General features: G+C 57.0%; 16 protein-coding genes. 8 read left to right on the forward strand and 8 right to left on the reverse strand.

All coding sequences use genetic code 11. The features are described from left to right. Positions 1-289: 289 nt before the first annotated feature. The 5 genes from AC3CHX_RS17320 to AC3CHX_RS17340 form a co-directional block, all read right to left on the reverse strand. Positions 290-1,006, reverse strand: coding sequence for an ABC transporter ATP-binding protein (locus tag AC3CHX_RS17320; protein WP_488629271.1), 717 nt, complete (start codon positions 1,004-1,006; stop codon positions 290-292). Further along, complete coding sequence (locus tag AC3CHX_RS17325) at positions 987-1,781, reverse strand: ABC transporter ATP-binding protein (RefSeq protein WP_488629272.1); 795 nt, start codon at positions 1,779-1,781, stop codon at positions 987-989. The genes AC3CHX_RS17320 and AC3CHX_RS17325 overlap by 20 nt, the downstream gene beginning before the upstream one ends. Further along, positions 1,778-2,908 carry a branched-chain amino acid ABC transporter permease gene (locus AC3CHX_RS17330; RefSeq protein WP_488629273.1) on the reverse strand — a complete coding sequence of 377 codons (1,131 nt, stop codon included), beginning with the start codon at positions 2,906-2,908 and terminating at the stop codon, positions 1,778-1,780. The genes AC3CHX_RS17325 and AC3CHX_RS17330 overlap by 4 nt, the downstream gene beginning before the upstream one ends. Beyond that, complete coding sequence (locus AC3CHX_RS17335) at positions 2,905-3,780, reverse strand: branched-chain amino acid ABC transporter permease (RefSeq protein ID WP_488629274.1); 876 nt, start codon at positions 3,778-3,780, stop codon at positions 2,905-2,907. The genes AC3CHX_RS17330 and AC3CHX_RS17335 overlap by 4 nt, the downstream gene beginning before the upstream one ends. Before the next feature lie 129 nt (positions 3,781-3,909). Then, positions 3,910-5,067 (reverse strand): ABC transporter substrate-binding protein, encoded by a 1,158-nt coding sequence (locus AC3CHX_RS17340; RefSeq protein WP_488629275.1) that lies wholly within the window; start codon positions 5,065-5,067, stop codon positions 3,910-3,912. Positions 5,068-5,397: 330 nt separating this feature from the next. Here AC3CHX_RS17340 and AC3CHX_RS17345 point away from each other — a divergent pair, with 330 nt between their 5' ends. From AC3CHX_RS17345 to AC3CHX_RS17380, 8 genes are all read left to right on the forward strand, one after another. Next, complete coding sequence (locus AC3CHX_RS17345; protein ID WP_488629276.1) at positions 5,398-6,354, forward strand: CoA transferase subunit A; 957 nt, start codon at positions 5,398-5,400, stop codon at positions 6,352-6,354. Next, positions 6,347-7,117, forward strand: a complete 771-nt coding sequence (locus tag AC3CHX_RS17350) for a CoA-transferase subunit beta (RefSeq protein WP_488629277.1) — start codon at positions 6,347-6,349, stop codon at positions 7,115-7,117. The genes AC3CHX_RS17345 and AC3CHX_RS17350 overlap by 8 nt, the downstream gene beginning before the upstream one ends. 55 nt (positions 7,118-7,172) lie before the next feature. Continuing rightward, positions 7,173-8,135 (forward strand): LLM class flavin-dependent oxidoreductase, encoded by a 963-nt coding sequence (locus tag AC3CHX_RS17355; protein ID WP_488629278.1) that lies wholly within the window; start codon positions 7,173-7,175, stop codon positions 8,133-8,135. Between the two features lie 58 nt (positions 8,136-8,193). Next, the gene (locus tag AC3CHX_RS17360) at positions 8,194-9,726 is read left to right on the forward strand and encodes an acyl-CoA carboxylase subunit beta (protein WP_488629279.1); all 1,533 of its coding nucleotides are present in this window, start codon (positions 8,194-8,196) and stop codon (positions 9,724-9,726) included. A 30-nt stretch (positions 9,727-9,756) separates the two neighbouring features. Next, positions 9,757-11,766 (forward strand): acetyl-CoA carboxylase biotin carboxylase subunit, encoded by a 2,010-nt coding sequence (locus tag AC3CHX_RS17365; protein WP_488629280.1) that lies wholly within the window; start codon positions 9,757-9,759, stop codon positions 11,764-11,766. Positions 11,767-11,861: 95 nt separating this feature from the next. Next, complete coding sequence (locus AC3CHX_RS17370) at positions 11,862-12,839, forward strand: XdhC family protein (protein WP_488629281.1); 978 nt, start codon at positions 11,862-11,864, stop codon at positions 12,837-12,839. 169 nt (positions 12,840-13,008) lie between these two features. Then, the gene (bioB, locus tag AC3CHX_RS17375; protein ID WP_488644849.1) at positions 13,009-14,034 is read left to right on the forward strand and encodes a biotin synthase BioB; all 1,026 of its coding nucleotides are present in this window, start codon (positions 13,009-13,011) and stop codon (positions 14,032-14,034) included. Positions 14,035-14,055: 21 nt separating this feature from the next. After that, the gene (locus AC3CHX_RS17380; protein ID WP_488629282.1) at positions 14,056-15,315 is read left to right on the forward strand and encodes a cytochrome P450; all 1,260 of its coding nucleotides are present in this window, start codon (positions 14,056-14,058) and stop codon (positions 15,313-15,315) included. 87 nt (positions 15,316-15,402) lie between these two features. Here AC3CHX_RS17380 and AC3CHX_RS17385 read toward each other — a convergent pair whose 3' ends face one another. The 3 genes from AC3CHX_RS17385 to AC3CHX_RS17395 form a co-directional block, all read right to left on the reverse strand. Continuing rightward, positions 15,403-15,879 carry a CBS domain-containing protein gene (locus AC3CHX_RS17385; RefSeq protein ID WP_488629283.1) on the reverse strand — a complete coding sequence of 159 codons (477 nt, stop codon included), beginning with the start codon at positions 15,877-15,879 and terminating at the stop codon, positions 15,403-15,405. 134 nt (positions 15,880-16,013) lie between these two features. Then, the gene (locus AC3CHX_RS17390; protein ID WP_488644850.1) at positions 16,014-17,459 is read right to left on the reverse strand and encodes an NAD(P)(+) transhydrogenase (Re/Si-specific) subunit beta; all 1,446 of its coding nucleotides are present in this window, start codon (positions 17,457-17,459) and stop codon (positions 16,014-16,016) included. A gap of 2 nt (positions 17,460-17,461) precedes the next feature. After that, the gene (locus AC3CHX_RS17395) at positions 17,462-17,797 is read right to left on the reverse strand and encodes an NAD(P) transhydrogenase subunit alpha part 2 (RefSeq protein WP_488629284.1); all 336 of its coding nucleotides are present in this window, start codon (positions 17,795-17,797) and stop codon (positions 17,462-17,464) included. Between the last annotated feature and the right edge of the window lie 8 nt (positions 17,798-17,805).

The following is a 17,805-nucleotide window of genomic DNA, read 5'->3' on the forward strand; positions in this document are numbered from 1 at the left end:
ACCTGCATTTGAACCGCCCACTTCCCCGATTACTCATTCCTGCATGTGGGGATGCATTTCAACTCCTCCAACGATAAAACTTCGTGCTTCAAGTACTGCGCTCGAAATAACTGCCATGCATCGGTCTTGACAGCGAAAAAATGACAAAGAAAACAACCTTTGCCATATCAATCCCGTATGTACTGAACGCCATTTCGAGCACGCTTTCATTTTCACTATGGCATTTTAATGCCGCTTTCAGTTGGATCCATCCATTCCATTAGAGTCGTTATGGTCGTGCATCTGAATGTTATCCGCCGAGATAGGCCTTGCGGACGTGCGGATCGTCGATCATGTCTTTCCCGGTCCCTTCGAGGGATAGCGAACCTGATTCAAACAGATAGGCACGATCACACATATCCAGCGCAGCGTAGGCGTTCTGCTCCACCATCAGCACGGTCATTCCATCGTCGCGAACACGTCTGATGATCTCAAAGGTGCGCTCCACAATATTTGGCGCGAGGCCAAGAGACGGCTCGTCGAACAAGACCAGCTTAGGACGCGACATCAAGGCGCGCCCTATTGCGAGCATTTGTTGTTCCCCGCCTGAAAGTGTGCCGGCCATCTGATGCCGGCGCTCTGCCAGTTTCGGGAAATTGTCGAACATCCGCCCCATATCGGCAGTAATCCCTGCCTTATCCTTGCGTCGATAGGCGCCGATTTCAAGATTTTCCTGGATCGTCATTTGCGGGAAAACACGTCGACCTTCCGGACAATGCGCAATCCCCATTGACAGAATGCGTTGGGCCGACGCCTTTGTGATATCCACTCCCTCAAAGCTTATGCGCCCACTGACCGGAGGCAGAAGACCGGAAATCGCCTTAAGGGTGGACGTCTTGCCTGCGCCATTGGCGCCGATCAAGGTGACGAGCTCGCCTTTCCTGACCACGATCGATACGCCTTTAATTGCATCAACCTTGCCATAACGACAAACTATATTATTAATTTCAAGCATGTTTGACTCCATGCCCTAGATAGGCGCTGATAACGTCGGGGTTTTTCTGGATTGCCGCCGGAGTACCGTCGGCGATGATCTTTCCATAGTTCAGGACGACGATACGGTCCGACACGCCCATCACCAACGGCATGTCATGCTCCACCAGCAGGATGGAAATGCCGCGTGCGCGGATCTTGCTGAGAAGCGCCATGAAATCGGCTGTCTCGGACGGATTCATGCCGGATGCCGGCTCATCGAGAAGCAGGAGCGAAGGATTGGCAGCGAGTGCCACCGCGACTCCCAGCAGACGTTGTGCCCCGTATGGCAGAGCACCGCCAAGTTCGTTGGCGTGCTCGGCGATACCGATGAAGTCGAGTATCTCCCATACTGTTTCACGCAGCCGTGCTTCCTCGCGCTTGACGCTCGGCAGCGAAAGCAGCGTTGCCCATGCCGAAGCGCTGCCGTGGCGATGCAGGCCGGTAAGAACGTTTTCGAACACCGTGTTCGTCGTGAAGAGGCTGGTCTTCTGAAACGTCCGCACCAGTCCGACGCCCGCCACCTGGTGAGGCTTAAGACGGTGAAGGGCTGCACCTCGAAAGTGTACCTCCCCTTTTGTCGGTCGTAAGAAACCTGTGACAACGTTGAATGCGGTGGTTTTACCGGCACCGTTTGGCCCAATCAGGCTCACCAGTTCGCCTTCCCTCACATCGAATGTCATGTCGGAGATTGCCACCAGACCGCCGAAGTGGACCGCCACATGGTTGATCGACAGGATCGTTTTTTTGGTATGCGTTGCCGTCATCATGGCTTCATCTCCCATCTCGTTGAGAGTATCTCTGCCGACGCAAGTTTAGCCCCGTGCTCCGCTTTGTCTCTGCTGTCATGGTGCTCATGCCATCGCGATGGCGAGTTCGACGTCACCGGTCGCACGTGGGCCTGTGCACTGCCCGTTTTTCTGTGCCACCAGCCGGATACTGCCGGTACGATGCCGCGTGGCAGGAAAAAGACGATCAAGATCATTGCCACTCCATAGACGATCCACTGAACTTCGGGTGCTGCGACGGCACGTAAGGCTACCGGCAGCCCCCCGAAAATTACGCCTCCAACGATAGGGCCTGCCAGTGTCCCCTTGCCGCCTGTCACTACCATAATCACCATCGTCACCGTATAAATGAACAGGAAAATGTCCGGGTCGATGATCCTGATGTAATGCGCGTAAAGCCCGCCGGCCGCACCCGCCAGCGCCGCTGCGGCGACCGCTGCGAACACGAGGTAGTGCGTAACGTCGATGCCGACCGAGGTCGCCAGAGCCTCATTCTCTCTCAAGGCGATCATGGCGCGCCCCATTCGAGAGCGCACGACGCGTTGAATGAGAACATAGGCGACGAACGCCACTCCAAGCATCAGGTAGTAGTTCGGTGTTTTTTGCCAGAAAATCATTTCTCCGATTACAGGCAGGTTGAATCCGACTGGCGGGATGTTGTTGAGCGCGAGCGGACCGTTCGTCAGATCAACCCAGTTAAGTGCCACCAGACGAACGACTTCAGCAAAACTGATGGTGACAATAACGAAATACGCGCCCCTGATTTTGAACGAAAGTTTACCCACTATGTAACCGCACACACCGGCAACCAGCGTGCCCATCAGAATCCCGGCGACCGGGTGCCAGGGCTGGTGAACGATGTGGAGGTCGCCGACAATCGGTATGTCGAAACCAAGCGAGGTCAGCGCGCTGGTGTATGCACCGATGCCGAAGAACGCGATGTGGCCCAGACTGAGCTGGCCGGTAAAACCGAGCAGGAGGTTCAGGCTCATCGCCCCGATGATAAAGATGCCTGTCGTGATCAGGATATGAAGAAAGTACTGATCATGAAGCCATAAGGGAATAGTGAGCAAAATTCCCATAAATAGGTAAGTACAGAGGTGTTTCATCCGATTCTCTCTCCGCGTACGTAGAACAAGCCTGTGGGCTTAAACATCAAAACCAGGATGATGAGAATGAACCCCATCGCGTCGCGATAGCCGGACGAGATGTAGCCAGACCCCATCTCCTCGGCGAACGCAAGGATGAAGCCGCCGATGGCGGCGCCCGGAATGCTGCCCAGGCCACCCAGAATGACGATGGCAAACGCTTTCAGTGCCGCCATATTGCCCATCGTGGTCGTCACCACGAAGACCGGTCCAAGCAGTGCCCCGGCTGCAGCTGCGAGCCCGGAGCCAAGCGCAAATGTGACGGTATAGATGATATCGATGTTGATTCCCATGAGCGAAGCCGTTTCGCGGTCCTGGAATGTCGCCCGCATGGCCTTGCCCAACGGACTCTTATTAATCAAGAGATAGGTTGCAAGAATCAGGATCATTGCCGCAGCAAGCACAAAAACACGCAGCCATGCAATGGAAACAGGACCGATAATCAACGGCTCGGCGGGAAACGGAGTCGGAATTGATTTCGCAACGCCACCCCAGATCAGAAGCGCGAAGTTTTGCATGGCGATCCAGCAACCGATCATGACGATCATGGTCGAATCGATATCCGCACTGCGCATCCTGCGCAGAAACACTCTTTCGATGCAGGCTCCAAGCAGGATGCCAAGCATGATGGATACGGTCATGGCGAGGAAGAAGTTCCACCCCAGCGCCGATACAAAGAAATAGGCCATGAAGCCACCGAATGAATACAGCTCGCCATGGGTGAAATTGACGACTTTCATGATCCCGAGGATCAGGGTCAGACCGATCCCGAGAAGAGCATATGTGCCTCCCAGGATCAGCGCATTTGCTATGTGCTGAAGTAATTGGTCCACTTGGATTCCCGCACGCGCCTGAAGACGAAGTGATTGTGGATGGCGCTGAATCCACAACATACAAGACAAATGCCTGGCGTATTCCACTGCAGGATTGCGCGGATTACACCAGGCCTGACTACCTTTTCGTTACGGAACGAGCGCGACCTTTCCATTTTCGATTTTCACAAGGTAGGTATTCGGCGTGCTTTGGCCGCTTTCTTTACCCTGCGGCCCCACCTTGTTGAAGGCGATCTTGCCGGTCAGGCCGATCAACTGGGTTTTCCAAAGTGACTCGCGGATTTTTTCCGCATCCGGGCTACCCGCTTTGGCGATTGCCGCGGCGATTGTGCGGATGCCATCATAGCCGCGGAAACCTTCGGTCAGGCCGGCGGCGTCATAGCCGCGCCGCTGCCACTCGGCGATAAAGATTTTAGCGGCTGCCGGATCGGCGGAAGCCTCGGGAAACCATGGCGCAAACATCATGTTATGCATCGTGCCATTCGCTGCGGAGCCCGCCTGTTCAATCAACTGGTTCGGACTTTGCGAGCCGCCCAAGGTAATGATCTGGCGTTTGATCCCTAGCGATTGGGCCTGCTTCAGGACCAGCGTCAGTTGCTCGACAGCGGTGGTAACGAACAGCGTGTCGCTATCGGTGCCCTTGAGGGTCGACAGCTGCGACGTCATATCCTGCGCTGATGCATCCATGGTCAGCACGCGTCCGACGGTGACCCCCTTCTCCTTGAGCATGGCCTGGAATGCATCGGCCGAGCCGCGTCCCCAGTCATTGTTCACAACGAGCATGTCGGCTTTACGGATGTTCAGCGCGGCGACGTGCCTGGAAAAACTGAGAGCTTCCATGCCGTTGGTCGGACAGATTCTGAAGACATAAGGATTGCCCGATGTCGTGATCTTGTCCGCGCCCGATGTCTCAACCACCATCGGCACCTTGTATTCCATCAGCTTCGGCATCGCTGCGAGCGTATAAGTGGAACTCCACGCACCCAGCATGACCGGTACCTTGTCCCGGACAATCAGCTTCTCGGCAGCGTTAGCCGCTTCAGTCGGATTGCTCTTGTTGTCTTCAATAACAAGTTCAATTTTGCTGCCGTTGACACCTCCTTTCGTGTTGATTTCATCCGCCGCAATCTTCGCGCCATTGGTAACGAAATTTCCGGATGCAGCGACCGCCCCGGTCAAGGGTTGGTTCACCCCGATCTTTACGATGCCTGCAGCTTGCGTTTGAGCAGTTACCGCGAAACACACGGCAGCTGCGGCTAGCGTCATCCCAAACCATTTCTGTCTCATCCTTCTTCTCCTTTTGTATGCTTTGCCGTACAAGATGTCAGCTCAGTCTGCCTATGAATCTATCAATAGGACGTTAGAAAGTCAATGTCATTTCATTTTAATTTGTTATTTCACCGAACGGCCATTTGATTTCTTGCATCCGACTTTTATTGGTGATATGGTTCCATCAATGGAATGATATAACAATGAGGCGAAACAGCTTCTTGATATCAGCCATGCGAAGGGGCTATTGCTGTCGGGACGTGCTTAATTTCATGTCCGGACATTCGATTCGCCGCGTTCTGCGCATAACTCCCTCTCGGGCGTTATGTCAAAACACTAGGAGACAATATGGAAGTTAAATCTTATCTTGAACTGCGCGGAAACCTTGCGCAACGGGATCGAAGTCTGCGCGAAAAAGTGCTTTCGCTAGAAGAAGCGGCTGCACTGGTAAATAATGGGGACTCGGTAGGCATCGGCGGAAGCACGCTTTCACGTACTCCAATGGCAATGATCTGGGCGCTGATCCGAGCCCGGAAAAAAGAGCTTTCAATCGCGCGCAGTATCGTATCAAGTGACGGCGATCTGCTCTTCGCGTCCGGGATCTGCAACCACATCACTACCAGCTGGTTCAGCCAGGGTATCGTGTGGGGCGTGTCCAAAGTCATGCGTCATTACGTCGAGAGTCGTAAAGCCCGATATGACGAGTGGAGCCATCTCGCGATGGGCATGCGCTTTAAGGCCGGCGCGATGGGCGTGCCCTTCCTGCCCATGCGCTCGATGCTCGGCTCTGATGTCATGCGCCAGCGCCCGGAGGCGCGCCAGATCGATTGCCCTTTCACCGGTGAAAACCTGTTGCTGGTGCCGGCGCTCAATCCGGACGTGGCGATCATTCACGTACAGCGCTGCGACGCTTACGGCAATGCGCAGATGGATGGCTTGCAATTCATGGACATTGATCTTGCAATGGCCGCGAACAAGGTCATTCTGACAACTGAGAGGATCGTCTCCAACGATCAGATCCGGCGTGCTCCTGACCAAACAAAGATTCCGTTCTTCGCCGTCGATGCCGTGGTCGAAGTGCCGTTTGGCTCGGCACCGCACGAATGCAGCGGAATCTACGAGCCGCTATTCCACCACATGGATTTCTACACTTCGCTTGCCAATGGCGATCCGGTTGCCGGAATGGAGGAATATTTGAATCGCTATGTCCGCGAGCCAAAGACATGGAACGACTATCTTGGTCTTCTCGGATTAGATGAATTACTGGATGCTTCGCGCCGCGGAAGGAGTCTGCTCAATGACTGATATCGCCAATTTCACCGCCGGCGAGCTGCTGGCGGTCATGAGTTCACGCTTACTCAAGGAAGGACAAATCGTGTTCGCCGGAGTGGGTGTGCCATTGTTGTCGGCAACGCTGGCGCAACGTCTGCGTTGCCCAGGCCTCACGATCTTGTTCGAGGGAGGCGTCGTTGGCCCGATCATTGAGCCGGGTGCGCTACCGCCATCCACCAACGAACAACGTTGTACAAAGCGGGCCAATATGGTGCTCAGCAGTACCGATGTACTGCTTCTACTGCAACGTGGATATGTCGACATCGGCTTCATGGGCGGTGCGCAGATCGATATGTACGGCAATCTGAACTCATCGTATATCGGTAGTCCAGCCAATCCGAAGACGCGTCTGCCAGGCACTGGCGGCGGCAACGACATCTCGAGCCTGACCCAGATGATCGTCGCCATGAAGCATGAAAGGCGCCGCTTCGTCGAAAAGGTTGACTTCGTCACAAGCCCGGGGTTCCTCAACGGTGGTACGACGCGTCGCGACCAAGGTCTTCTTGCCGGCGGCATGTACCGGGTGGTGACCGATCTGGGGATTTTCGGCTTCGACGACAGGACCAGGAAAATGAAGGTGGTCGCACTGCATCCTGGCGTCAGCGTCGAACAAGTAAATGACAACACGGGATTCCGACTTGCGTATGACCAGGATATCGCCGTGACTGAGCTACCGACCGAGCGTGAGCTCGGCGTGCTGCGCGAGCTCGACCCGGAGCGCCTTTACATCGCATAGCGTCTGCATGTTTTACAAAATTTCAGAATGAAAACGACTTTACAGGAGAACACACATGGCTGGTCTGCATAACACGTATGGTATCGCTGCTCGCAATTTCACCGCCTATCCGGAAATGCCGGATGCGAAGGCACTCGTCGACTACGGCGTCAGAATGGAGGAACTGGGTTTTGATTCGATTTGGGTCTGGGATCACATCCTCTTAGGTGTGCAGCCGAATTTCCCGATCATCGATTCGCTGACACTGCTCACCGCCATTGCCGCCCGCACCAAAAAGATCAAGCTGTCTACCGGCATTCTGGTACTGCCGCTGCGTAATCCGGTGGTGCTCGCCAAACAGCTCTCCAGCATGGATCAGCTCTCCGACGGCCGCCTTCTGCTGGCCATGGCCGCTGGCTGGTACAAGCGCGAGTTCGACGCTGTCGGCGTGCCGTTCGACCAGCGCGGCAAGATCATGGGCGAGAACCTCGAGATTCTGAAACGTTTCTGGACCGAGGACATGGTCGAGGGCGAATGGACCAATCACAAGATACCCGCTGGTGTGATGTATCCGAAGCCAGTGCAGAAGTCTCGTCCGCCGCTCCTGATCGGCGGCTACGTCGATCGCGTACTGAAGCGGGCAGCAGTCGAAGGCGACGGATGGTTGACGTATTTCTACCGCCCCGAGAAATTCGCCAAATCGTGGGCGAAGATCCGCAACTATGCCACCGAAGCCGGCAAGGATCCGGATACGCTCATGAATGGCGCCCAGCTTCCAATCATGGTCGGAGAATCACGCGCCGCCGTGGAAGGAAAGATGATGGAATGGCTGAACACGGACTTTGATATTGCACAGGGGAGCGAATCGACCATGGACAGCGCGATCATGGGTACCGTTGACGAATGCGTGGCGCAGCTCAAGGAGCACCTCGCGGCCGGCGTGCAGAAGATCGTCTTCGTTCCTTACAAGTACGAGATGAACCAGTGCGAGATTATCGCGCAGGAAATCATCCCGCAACTCAGGGCATTTCAGGCGTGACGCGCTGTTCCGGTAAATGCGCAAATGGCGTTGGGTTGGACCACTGAAGGAAATGCCGATGAAAGCCAATCACAACCAACTCGCACAACGCCGAGAGCAAGCCTTGCTCGGCGGCGGTGCGGATTGTATCGCCGCGCATCACGCACGCGGCAAGCTCACTGCGCGGGAGCGTGTCGAGCTATTGCTCGACCAAGGGTCCTGCATTGAGTTTGACATGTTTGTGGAACATCGCTGCGCGGACTTCGGGATGGCGGAAAACAAGATACCGGGTGATGGCGTCATCACCTGCCAAGGCACTATCAACGGACGCCCGGTATTTCTCTTCGCCAAAGATATTTCAGTATTCCGCGGCACGCTGTCCGAAGCACATGCACGGAAGATTGCCAAGATCCAGGATTTGGCGCTCAAGAACCGCGCCCCCCTCATTGGTCTGTTCGACAGCGAGGGCGCACGCGCTCAAGAGGGGACGGCGGCACTTGCGGGCTACGGCGAGCAGTATCGGCGCAGCGTGGCAGCGTCGGGCGTGATTCCCCAGATTTCGCTGATTCTGGGCCCATGCCCGGGTGCCGACGCGTTCTTGCCGCCGATGACTGATTTCGTCTTTATGGTGGATGACACGAGTTCAATGTTTGTGAGCGGACCGGATGTGGTGCAGGCCATCACTAATGAAACGGTTACCGCCCAGGAACTCGGGGGCGCCTCTGTGCACACCACGCAATCATCGGTCGCAGATGGCAACTATGATAATGATGTCACGGCGATTCTACAGATGCGGCGTCTTGTCGGCTTCTTGCCCGCGAACAACCTGGACGGCGTCCCGGCGTGGTCCAGCTTCGATGATCGGGAACGGATCGAGCCCTCACTTGATTCGCTCATCCCGGAAGACCCGGACCAGCCCTACGACATCAAGGAGCTGATCCTCAAGCTGGTGGATGAAGGCGACTTCTTCGAGATCCAGGCGATGTTTGCCTCCAATATCGTGACCGGATTCGGGCGCATCGCAGGGAGCACCATAGGCATCGTCGCGAATCAGCCCATGGTGCTTGCCGGCGTGCTTGACTCCGACGCTGCACGCAAGGCGGCACGCTTCGTGCGCTTTTGCGACGCTTTCGGCATACCCATCGTCACGTTGGTGGACGTTCCCGGTTTCCTGCCAGGCACAGCGCAAGAACATGATGGCCTCATCAAGCACGGGGCCAAGCTGCTGTTCGCTTTTTCGCAGGCGACCGTGCCGTTGGTTACCGTAGTCACCCGCAAGGCATTCGGCGCCGCATATACCATGATGGGCTCCAAGCATATCGGGGCCGACGTGAATTATGTGTGGCCCACTGCGCACATCGGGCTCATGAGCGCAAAGAGTGCCTTGACAATCATCGACGGCGGCACCGAAAACGATCCGGATCAAGTCGTGGCCCGCGTAAAGGAGTATGAAGAATGTTTCAACTCTCCTTTTGCCGCAGCAAAACAAGGCTATGTCGACGACATCATCATGCCTTGTCAGACCAGGCGGCACATTGCGCAGGCCCTTGCTGCGCTGGTGCGCAAGACGAGCGAGCAAGCGTGGCGCAAGCACGACAACATTCCCCTATAACCGCATGCATCACGGATAACAACTAGATCCATGTTTTCAAAAATTCTTATCGCCAACCGTGGCGAAATCGCCTGCCGGATCATCAAGACCGCACGCCGCATGGGCATCAAGACGGTCGCCGTCTACTCGGACGCCGACAGGCGGGCGCTGCATGTCGAAATGGCCGACGAATCAGTTCATATAGGACCCGCCGCTGCGGGTGAGTCCTACCTGGTCATGGAAAAAATCATTGCCGCCTGCCGACAGACGAACGCAGACGCAGTCCATCCCGGTTATGGCTTTTTGTCCGAGCGAGCTGCCTTCGCCAAGGCGTTGCAGGCTGCCGAGTTGGTTTTCATCGGGCCGAATCCGAAGGCCATGGAGGCCATGGGCGACAAAATCGCGTCGAAAAAGTGCGCCAGCACCTCGCAGGTCTCGACCGTGCCCGGCTATCTCGGCGTCATCACCGATCCGCATCACGCGGTCCGGATCGCCGACGAGATAGGTTACCCGGTGATGATCAAGGCCTCCGCCGGGGGCGGCGGAAAAGGCATGCGTATCGCCTACTCGGCGTCCGAGGTTGCCGACGGCTTCGCGCGCGCCAGATCCGAAGCGGCGTCCTCGTTCGGAGACGATCGCGTCTTCGTCGAAAAATTCATCGTTGATCCGCGCCATATCGAAATACAGATACTCGGCGACAAGCACGGCAATCTCATTTATCTCGGCGAGCGCGAATGCTCGATTCAGCGACGCAACCAGAAGGTCATCGAAGAAGCGCCGTCACCGTTGCTCAACGACGTGATGCGCAAAAAAATGGGGGATCAGGCCGTGGCGCTGGCCAGGGCGGTCGGATACGACTCGGCGGGTACCGTGGAATTCGTTGTGGGGCAAGACGGCTCGTTCTACTTCCTGGAGATGAACACACGCTTGCAAGTCGAGCATCCCGTGACGGAACTGATCACGGGTATCGATCTGGTCGAACAGATGATCCATGTTGCGGCCGGAGGCAAGCTCGCGCTTACGCAGGCTGACGTAAAACTCAATGGCTGGGCTGTCGAGAGCCGAATCTACGCAGAAGACCCGACGCACAATTTCATGCCGGCCACAGGCCGTCTGGTGAACTACCGACCGCCTGCCGAAGGTACTCATCAAGGCATCACTGTGCGTAATGATACGGGCGTGTATGAGGGTGGAGAAATATCCGTCCACTACGACCCCATGATCGCCAAACTCGTCACGCACGCGCCGACCCGCCAGCAAGCGATCGCATCGCAGTCGCATGCCCTCGACACCTTCGTGATCGACGGCATTCGCCACAACATTCCCTTTCTTTCCGCGCTCATGCGCCACCCCCGATGGCACGCAGGCAATCTCTCAACGGCGTTCATCGCAGAAGAGTTCAAGGGGGGCTTCGCGCTAGCGGAACCTGCGGGGCGCCTGGCACAGAGGTTGGCGGCCGTGGCGGCGGCAATCGACGACCTTTCCGCCGTGAGACAACGTGCGATTTCCAAGTCCGTACGGGAGACACCGGCAAGTCCGCATCGACGCGAGCGCGTGGTGATGCTCCATTCGACACGCTTCGACGTATCGGTGGAAACTACGTCCGATGGCTGCCTGGTTCGCTTCGAGCGCGACGAAGAACCCGCTCATATCGTTGTGTCTGACTGGCGGCCAGGTCAACTTGTCTGGTGCGGCACGGTTGACGCTGAGTACATGGCTGTTCAAGTTCGTGCCGTCCTGAACGGGGTGACACTGGCGCATGCCGGTACGCACGTCGAAGCACGGGTCTGCACGCGTCGCGAAGCCGAACTCATTGCTTTCATGCCCTCGAAGAAGGCCGATGCCGCCGACACGCAGCTGCACTGTCCGATGGCAGGCGTCGTCATGTTGATAGCGGTAGAGGTCGGTCAGGAGGTTCAGGCCGGTGACCCGCTATGCGTCATCGAGGCGATGAAAATGGAAACGACATTGTATGCGGCGCGAACCGGAGCCGTATCGAAAATCAGCGTCAGAAAAGGAGACCTCCTCGCAGCGGAGGCCGTGATCATGGAGTTTGCATGAACATCGGCAGCGCAACTGCATTTCAGAACTGCCCGGCATGGTAGCAATGTCGGGAGTCTGAACGACAAGCAGCACGCTGCCTCAACAGGAACAACATGGATTCTGAAAATTTTGCCACGCTACAAGCAGCAGACGACTGGCGACGGCAAGGCCACGCGGTTGCGCTGGTCACTGTTGCCGAAACCTGGGGTTCGTCGCCACGGCCGGTCGGCGCCATGCTGTGCCTGCATGAGGATGGCAGGGTCATGGGTTCGGTATCGGGCGGTTGCGTCGAGGATGATCTGATCGAACGGCTGCGCCGCGATGGTATGCCGACAGCCTTGACGACCGTTACGTATGGCGTCACACGGGAAGAAGCTGCCCGCTTCGGCCTGCCCTGCGGCGGCACCCTTCGGCTCATTGTAGAACCGCTGACCGATGCACAATGGGTCCATGAAGTCCTTGAGGCTATCGCAGGACATCGACTCGTGATGCGCACCATAGACTTGAACACGGGTGCGCACACGCTGGGCCCGGCATGTAACGATGATCTTTGCGGCCTGGAGGACGGAAGGTTTCGGTGTCTGTTCGGCCCGCGCTGGCGTCTGCTGCTGATCGGGGCCGGGCAGACGTCTGCGATTGCCGCCGAGATCGCCAAGGCATTGGATTTTCATGTGATAGTGTGCGATCCTCGCGATGAGTTCTATCGTGGCTGGTCGGTATCCGGCACCGACCTGCTGACCATCATGCCGGACGATGCGGTGCTGCACATTCAACCCGATTCCCGCACGGCCATTGTGGCCCTGACGCACGACCCCAAGCTTGACGATATGGCTTTGCTCGAGGCGCTCAAGTCACCGGCTTTTTATGTCGGCGCACTCGGCTCCCGGGAAAATCAAAAAAATCGCCGCGAGCGCCTTGCGCTATTTGATCTGGCGACATGTGAAATCAACCGATTATATGGACCTGTCGGCTTGCGCATCGGCAGCCGGACGCCGGCTGAGATCGCAGTCTCGATAATGGCCGAAATTATCGGCGTGCGAAATCAGGTGACGACCACGGTAGCGATCGAATCAAGCGCTTGCGTTTCCTAGCAGCACACTGCAGATACCTGGCGGAGTTCGAAAGCAAGCGGTACTTGGCATTGCCGCAGCATCGCGTTGCCGCAGTCATTTCAAGTGCAAGCCTCTCTTTTTAGCTGATTTACTTGCCTTCCTGTCGCGCCCTGCTCCCCTATTCCGTCTTGAAACGAAAAGGTTATTCATCATGTTGCAACCTGTCACTTTTCATCCTGTTGTCCCTGCCATCACGCCATCGCATGGCGCTACCTGGCCGGTCGATGAGGTATTAGCCTTATTCGAGCTGCCGTTCAATGACCTCATGTATCGGGCGCAGCAGGTACATCGCGCAAATTTCGATTCCGGTGATATCGAGCTGGCGACGCTGCTATCGATCAAGACCGGCGGTTGCGAGGAAGATTGCGGCTATTGCCCGCAAGCTGCACGTTACGACACCGGTGTCGAAGCGAAAAAAATATTGCCTGTTGAAACGGTGCTGGAAGCTGCGCGTGAAGCCAAGGCCAACGGCGCCACCCGCTTCTGCATGGGCGCGGCGTGGCGTTCGCCGAAAGAGCGCGACATGAAAAAGGTCGAACAGATGGTGCGAGAAGTCAAGGCGCTCGGCCTGGAAACCTGCGCCACGCTCGGCATGCTGGAAGAAGGCCAGGCCGACCGCCTGAAAGAAGCTGGACTCGACTATTACAACCATAACCTCGACACCGCGCCTGAGTTCTACAACAACGTCATCTCGACCCGTGAATATCGGGACCGTCTCGATACGCTGGGCCGCGTGCGCCATGCGGGCCTGAAAGTGTGTTGCGGCGGCATCGTCGGCATGGGCGAATCGCGGCGTCAGCGCGCCGCTCTGATCGCACAATTGGCGAACCTGAATCCGTATCCGGAATCGGTGCCGGTCAATCATCTGGTGCAGGTCGAAGGAACGCCCTTGCACGGCATTGACCCACTCGATCCCCTGGAATTCGTACGAACGATTGCCGTAGCGCGCATCACGATGCCAAAAGCGCGTGTCCGTTTGTCGGCCGGACGGCGTCAAATGGGTGAAACGGTGCAGGCGCTATGTTTCCTGGCCGGCGCCAATTCGATTTTTTATGGTGACAAGTTGCTGACCATCGGCAACCCCGATGCCCAAGACGACCGTGCGTTGCTCGCCAAGCTGGGCTTGCGTACCCGCGCCGGTGCAGCCGATGCGGGCTGCGGACCGGCATCGTAATACCGTTTACAGTCAAAGATAATGGACACAACCCTCATCAATCGGGCCTTCTTGGATGACCCTTATCCGACCTACCATGCGTTGCGTGCCGCAGGGCCGCTTCACTGGAGTAAGGAATTTTGTGGAGGAGCGTGGCTGCTGACGCACTACACGGATGTCGCAAACGTGCTGCGCAACCCCGGCTTTTCGGCGCAGCGAGCGAGCCGATGGGTCAACGGCAGCGGGCCCGGAGCACGTGCGGAATTGCGCGAATTCAAGCGGATTTTTTCAAGATCGCTGGTCTTTCTTGATGGATCGCGGCATACCCGTCTGCGCCAGGCGATGAATGCAAGCTTCAAGCCCGCAGCCATTCAATCAATGGGGCCGCGTGTCCAACTTATCGTGGATCGGCTGCTCGACAGCTTCGATGCTAGTGATGAGATGGATTTCATCAGCGACTTCGCACGTCCTCTACCCGCGATGGTAATCGCCGATATGCTCGGCGTAAATGAGTGCGACCATGCGGATTTTATTGCATGGTCGGACGATATTGCTGCCTTTATCGGCAGTCCTACGCCATCTCTGGAGATCGCCCGTCGCGCACAGAGCGGTCTCGTCGCGCTGAACGATTATTTTCGCGCATTGCTGCCAGAGCGGCGCCTGCACCCAGGTGACGATCTCGTGAGCCAATTGATCCTGGCTGAAGAAGCTGGCGGCCTCATAACGACCAGGGAGCTTCTGGCGCAATGTTGCACGCTGCTGTTTGCCGGTCATGAAACGACACGCAATCTGTTGGGCAACGGCCTTTTCGCGTTGCTTAAAGACCCGGGACAATGGCAAATATTGAAGAACAATCCGGCATTGATGCCATCCGCTCTCAAGGAACTGCTGCGTTTTGAGAGTCCTGTCCAATATACGGGGAGAAGAGTGATGGCGGACATTGAACTGCACGGCCATCGACTCAAAAAGGGCGAGCTTGTGATACCAATGATCGGTGCGGCGAACCGTGACCCAGCCAAATTCAGCAATCCCGACACGATCGACCTCACCCGAAATGAAGGAAATCACTTGTCTTTTGGCTACGGCCCCCATGTCTGTATTGGCGCGACCCTTACCTGCATGGAGGCTGAGGTGGCTTTCAACACGTTAATGCGGCGACTACCGAACCTGGAACTCGATAACGCTACGCCGAAGTGGGGCTCAAACGCCGTGTACCGGGGTCTGATAACGCTGCCGCTGCGTTTTTCCCGCAGCGCAGCCGGCCGAGTGCGTCCCGCCAACACACCATCTGAAAAGCTGTAGTCGATGAAATCACGTCCAGACGTTCATGCAAGCTTAACGGCAGTCCACGTGAGGCAATTTTATCGAATGTAGCTTGCCACTTCAGGGTTAAGAGAAGACTTGCTCTTCGAGCGGCCAATCACCGATATACCGCTTCAGCATTCGGTTCTCAAAGCTCTGTTCCTCATGGACAGCCTTTGCGACGTCGTGGAATGACACGACGCCATGCAGGCAGTTCCGCTCGACGACAGGCAAATAGCGCTGACGGTGGCGAATCATCAGCGAACGCAGGTCGGCCACCTCCATGTTGAGCGACGCAACGATTGGTTTTGCATTCATCACCTGCTGCACCGTCAACTCCGTGAAGTGTGGCGTCGGGCCGCACCGCAACTCCTTCTGCCGTTGCGCAAGTATGTTGATCACCTCTCGAAACGTCAGCAAACCGATTAGCTGGCCATGGCTCACCACGAGCAGCGAACCGACATCCTCCTCGGACATCAGGATCACGCACTCGGACAAAGATCGTCCCGGTTCAACTGCAAAGAGTGGGTTGGGTTTGTGCTTCAGAATGTCGCTGACACGCATGATTTTCCTCCATTTCGTTGAATTTCCTGCAATCAGTCTGTTGTTTCACAAGCGAGCAGTCGCTGCGGGGTTTTTTGAGACGCTGCGCTGACGGCATCGCCAGCACGGTTTATACAGGAGCTTAGTACAGCCGCTTAATCGACCGCCTTCACCATATCCTCAATCACCTTCTTCGCATCCCCGAACACCATCATGGTCTTGTCCATGTAGAACAACTCATTGTCCAGCCCGGCATAGCCGGACGCCATCGAACGCTTGTTGACGATCACGGTCTTGGCTTTGTAGGCTTCCAGGATCGGCATGCCGGCAATCGACGACTTCGGATCCTTGGCGGCCGGATTCACCACGTCGTTCGCGCCCAGCACCAGCACCACATCGGCCTGGCCGAATTCGCTGTTGATGTCTTCCATCTCGAACACCTGGTCGTACGGCACTTCAGCCTCGGCCAGCAGGACGTTCATGTGGCCTGGCATGCGTCCCGCCACCGGGTGGATCGCAAACTTGACGGTAACGCCCTTGTGCGACAGCTTTTCGGCCAGTTCCATCAGCGCGTGCTGCGCCCGCGCCACGGCCAGACCGTAGCCGGGCACGATGATGACGGTTTCGGCATTGCCCATCAGGAACGCGGCATCGTCGGCAGAACCCGATTTCACCGGACGTTGTCCTTGTGCGCCGCCCGGCGTCGCGTCAGCGGCAGCGCCGCCAAAGCCGCCCAGGATCACATTGAAGAACGAACGGTTCATCGCCTTGCACATGATGTAGGACAGGATTGCACCGGAAGAACCGACCAGCGAACCGGCGATGATCAGCATCGCGTTATTCAGCGAGAAACCGATCCCGGCCGCCGCCCAGCCCGAATAGCTGTTCAGCATCGACACCACCACCGGCATATCCGCGCCGCCAATCGGGATGATGATCAGCACGCCCAGCACAAACGCGATGATGGTCATCAGGATGAACGGCAGCCAGGATTGGGTCAGTACAAAAATGATCCCCAGACCGAGCATCGCCACCGCCAGCAACAGGTTGATGAAATGCTGGCCCCGGAAGCTGACCGGCGCGCCCTGGAACAGGCGGAACTTGTACTTGCCCGACAGCTTGCCGAACGCAATCACCGACCCGGAGAAGGTAATCGCGCCGACGAAGGTGCCGATGAACAACTCGATGCGGTTGCCGACCGGCAAGGCGTCGCCATGCGCCGCGATGCCGAAGGCCCACGGCTCGGACACGGCTGCGACCGCGATACAGACGGCGGCCAGACCGATCAGCGAGTGCATCGCCGCGACCAGTTCCGGCATCTTGGTCATTTCGACTCTTTTAGCCAGGAAGGCACCGATGCCGCCGCCGACCACCAAGCCGATCAGCACCAGTCCGAAACCCAGGCCGGTACTGCCGGCTTGCGTCTTGAGTTTGATGATCAGCGCGATGGTGGTGATCGCGGCGATCGCCATGCCGCTCATGCCGAAGACATTCCCGCGCCGGGCCGAGGACGGATGCGACAGCCCTTTCAAGGCCTGGATGAAACACACCGAGGCGATCAGATAGAACATCGTCACCAGGTTCATGCTAACGAATGCCATGCTCATGATTTGGCTCCCGCTAAATCTGTTTTAGGGAGCGCGACTGCTTTCGGTTCTTTCTTCTTGAACATTTCCAGCATCCGCTGCGTGACCAGAAAGCCACCGAAGACATTCACGGCAGCCAGCGCCACCGCGAGTGTCCCGGCAACCTGGCCGACGATGCCTTCGGTCAGTCCGGCGGCCAGCATCGCGCCGATGATGATGATCGCGGAAATCGCGTTGGTGACCGCCATCAGCGGCGTATGCAAGGCCGGTGTGACGGTCCAGACCACGTGGTAACCGACGTAGATCGCCAGTACGAAGATGATCAGGTTGGTGATGGTGTGGGTGACTTCCATGATGGGTT

This window comes from Glaciimonas sp. OK215, assembly GCF_057787885.1.

Excerpts from the sequence above, each read along its gene's own strand:
- AC3CHX_RS17330 (WP_488629273.1), bottom strand. The coding sequence starts at position 2,908 with ATGAAACACCTCTGTACTTACCTATTTATGGGAATTTTGCTCACTATT.
- AC3CHX_RS17390 (WP_488644850.1), bottom strand. The coding sequence starts at position 17,459 with ATGGCATTCGTTAGCATGAACCTGGTGACGATGTTCTATCTGATCGCC.
- AC3CHX_RS17345 (WP_488629276.1), top strand. The coding sequence starts at position 5,398 with ATGGAAGTTAAATCTTATCTTGAACTGCGCGGAAACCTTGCGCAACGG.
- AC3CHX_RS17380 (WP_488629282.1), top strand. The coding sequence starts at position 14,056 with ATGGACACAACCCTCATCAATCGGGCCTTCTTGGATGACCCTTATCCG.
- AC3CHX_RS17355 (WP_488629278.1), top strand. The coding sequence starts at position 7,173 with ATGGCTGGTCTGCATAACACGTATGGTATCGCTGCTCGCAATTTCACC.
- AC3CHX_RS17395 (WP_488629284.1), bottom strand. The coding sequence starts at position 17,797 with ATGGAAGTCACCCACACCATCACCAACCTGATCATCTTCGTACTGGCG.
- AC3CHX_RS17340 (WP_488629275.1), bottom strand. The coding sequence starts at position 5,067 with ATGAGACAGAAATGGTTTGGGATGACGCTAGCCGCAGCTGCCGTGTGT.
- AC3CHX_RS17325 (WP_488629272.1), bottom strand. The coding sequence starts at position 1,781 with ATGATGACGGCAACGCATACCAAAAAAACGATCCTGTCGATCAACCAT.
- AC3CHX_RS17385 (WP_488629283.1), bottom strand. The coding sequence starts at position 15,879 with ATGCGTGTCAGCGACATTCTGAAGCACAAACCCAACCCACTCTTTGCA.
- AC3CHX_RS17365 (WP_488629280.1), top strand. The coding sequence starts at position 9,757 with ATGTTTTCAAAAATTCTTATCGCCAACCGTGGCGAAATCGCCTGCCGG.
- AC3CHX_RS17350 (WP_488629277.1), top strand. The coding sequence starts at position 6,347 with ATGACTGATATCGCCAATTTCACCGCCGGCGAGCTGCTGGCGGTCATG.
- AC3CHX_RS17370 (WP_488629281.1), top strand. The coding sequence starts at position 11,862 with ATGGATTCTGAAAATTTTGCCACGCTACAAGCAGCAGACGACTGGCGA.
- AC3CHX_RS17360 (WP_488629279.1), top strand. The coding sequence starts at position 8,194 with ATGAAAGCCAATCACAACCAACTCGCACAACGCCGAGAGCAAGCCTTG.
- AC3CHX_RS17320 (WP_488629271.1), bottom strand. The coding sequence starts at position 1,006 with ATGGAGTCAAACATGCTTGAAATTAATAATATAGTTTGTCGTTATGGC.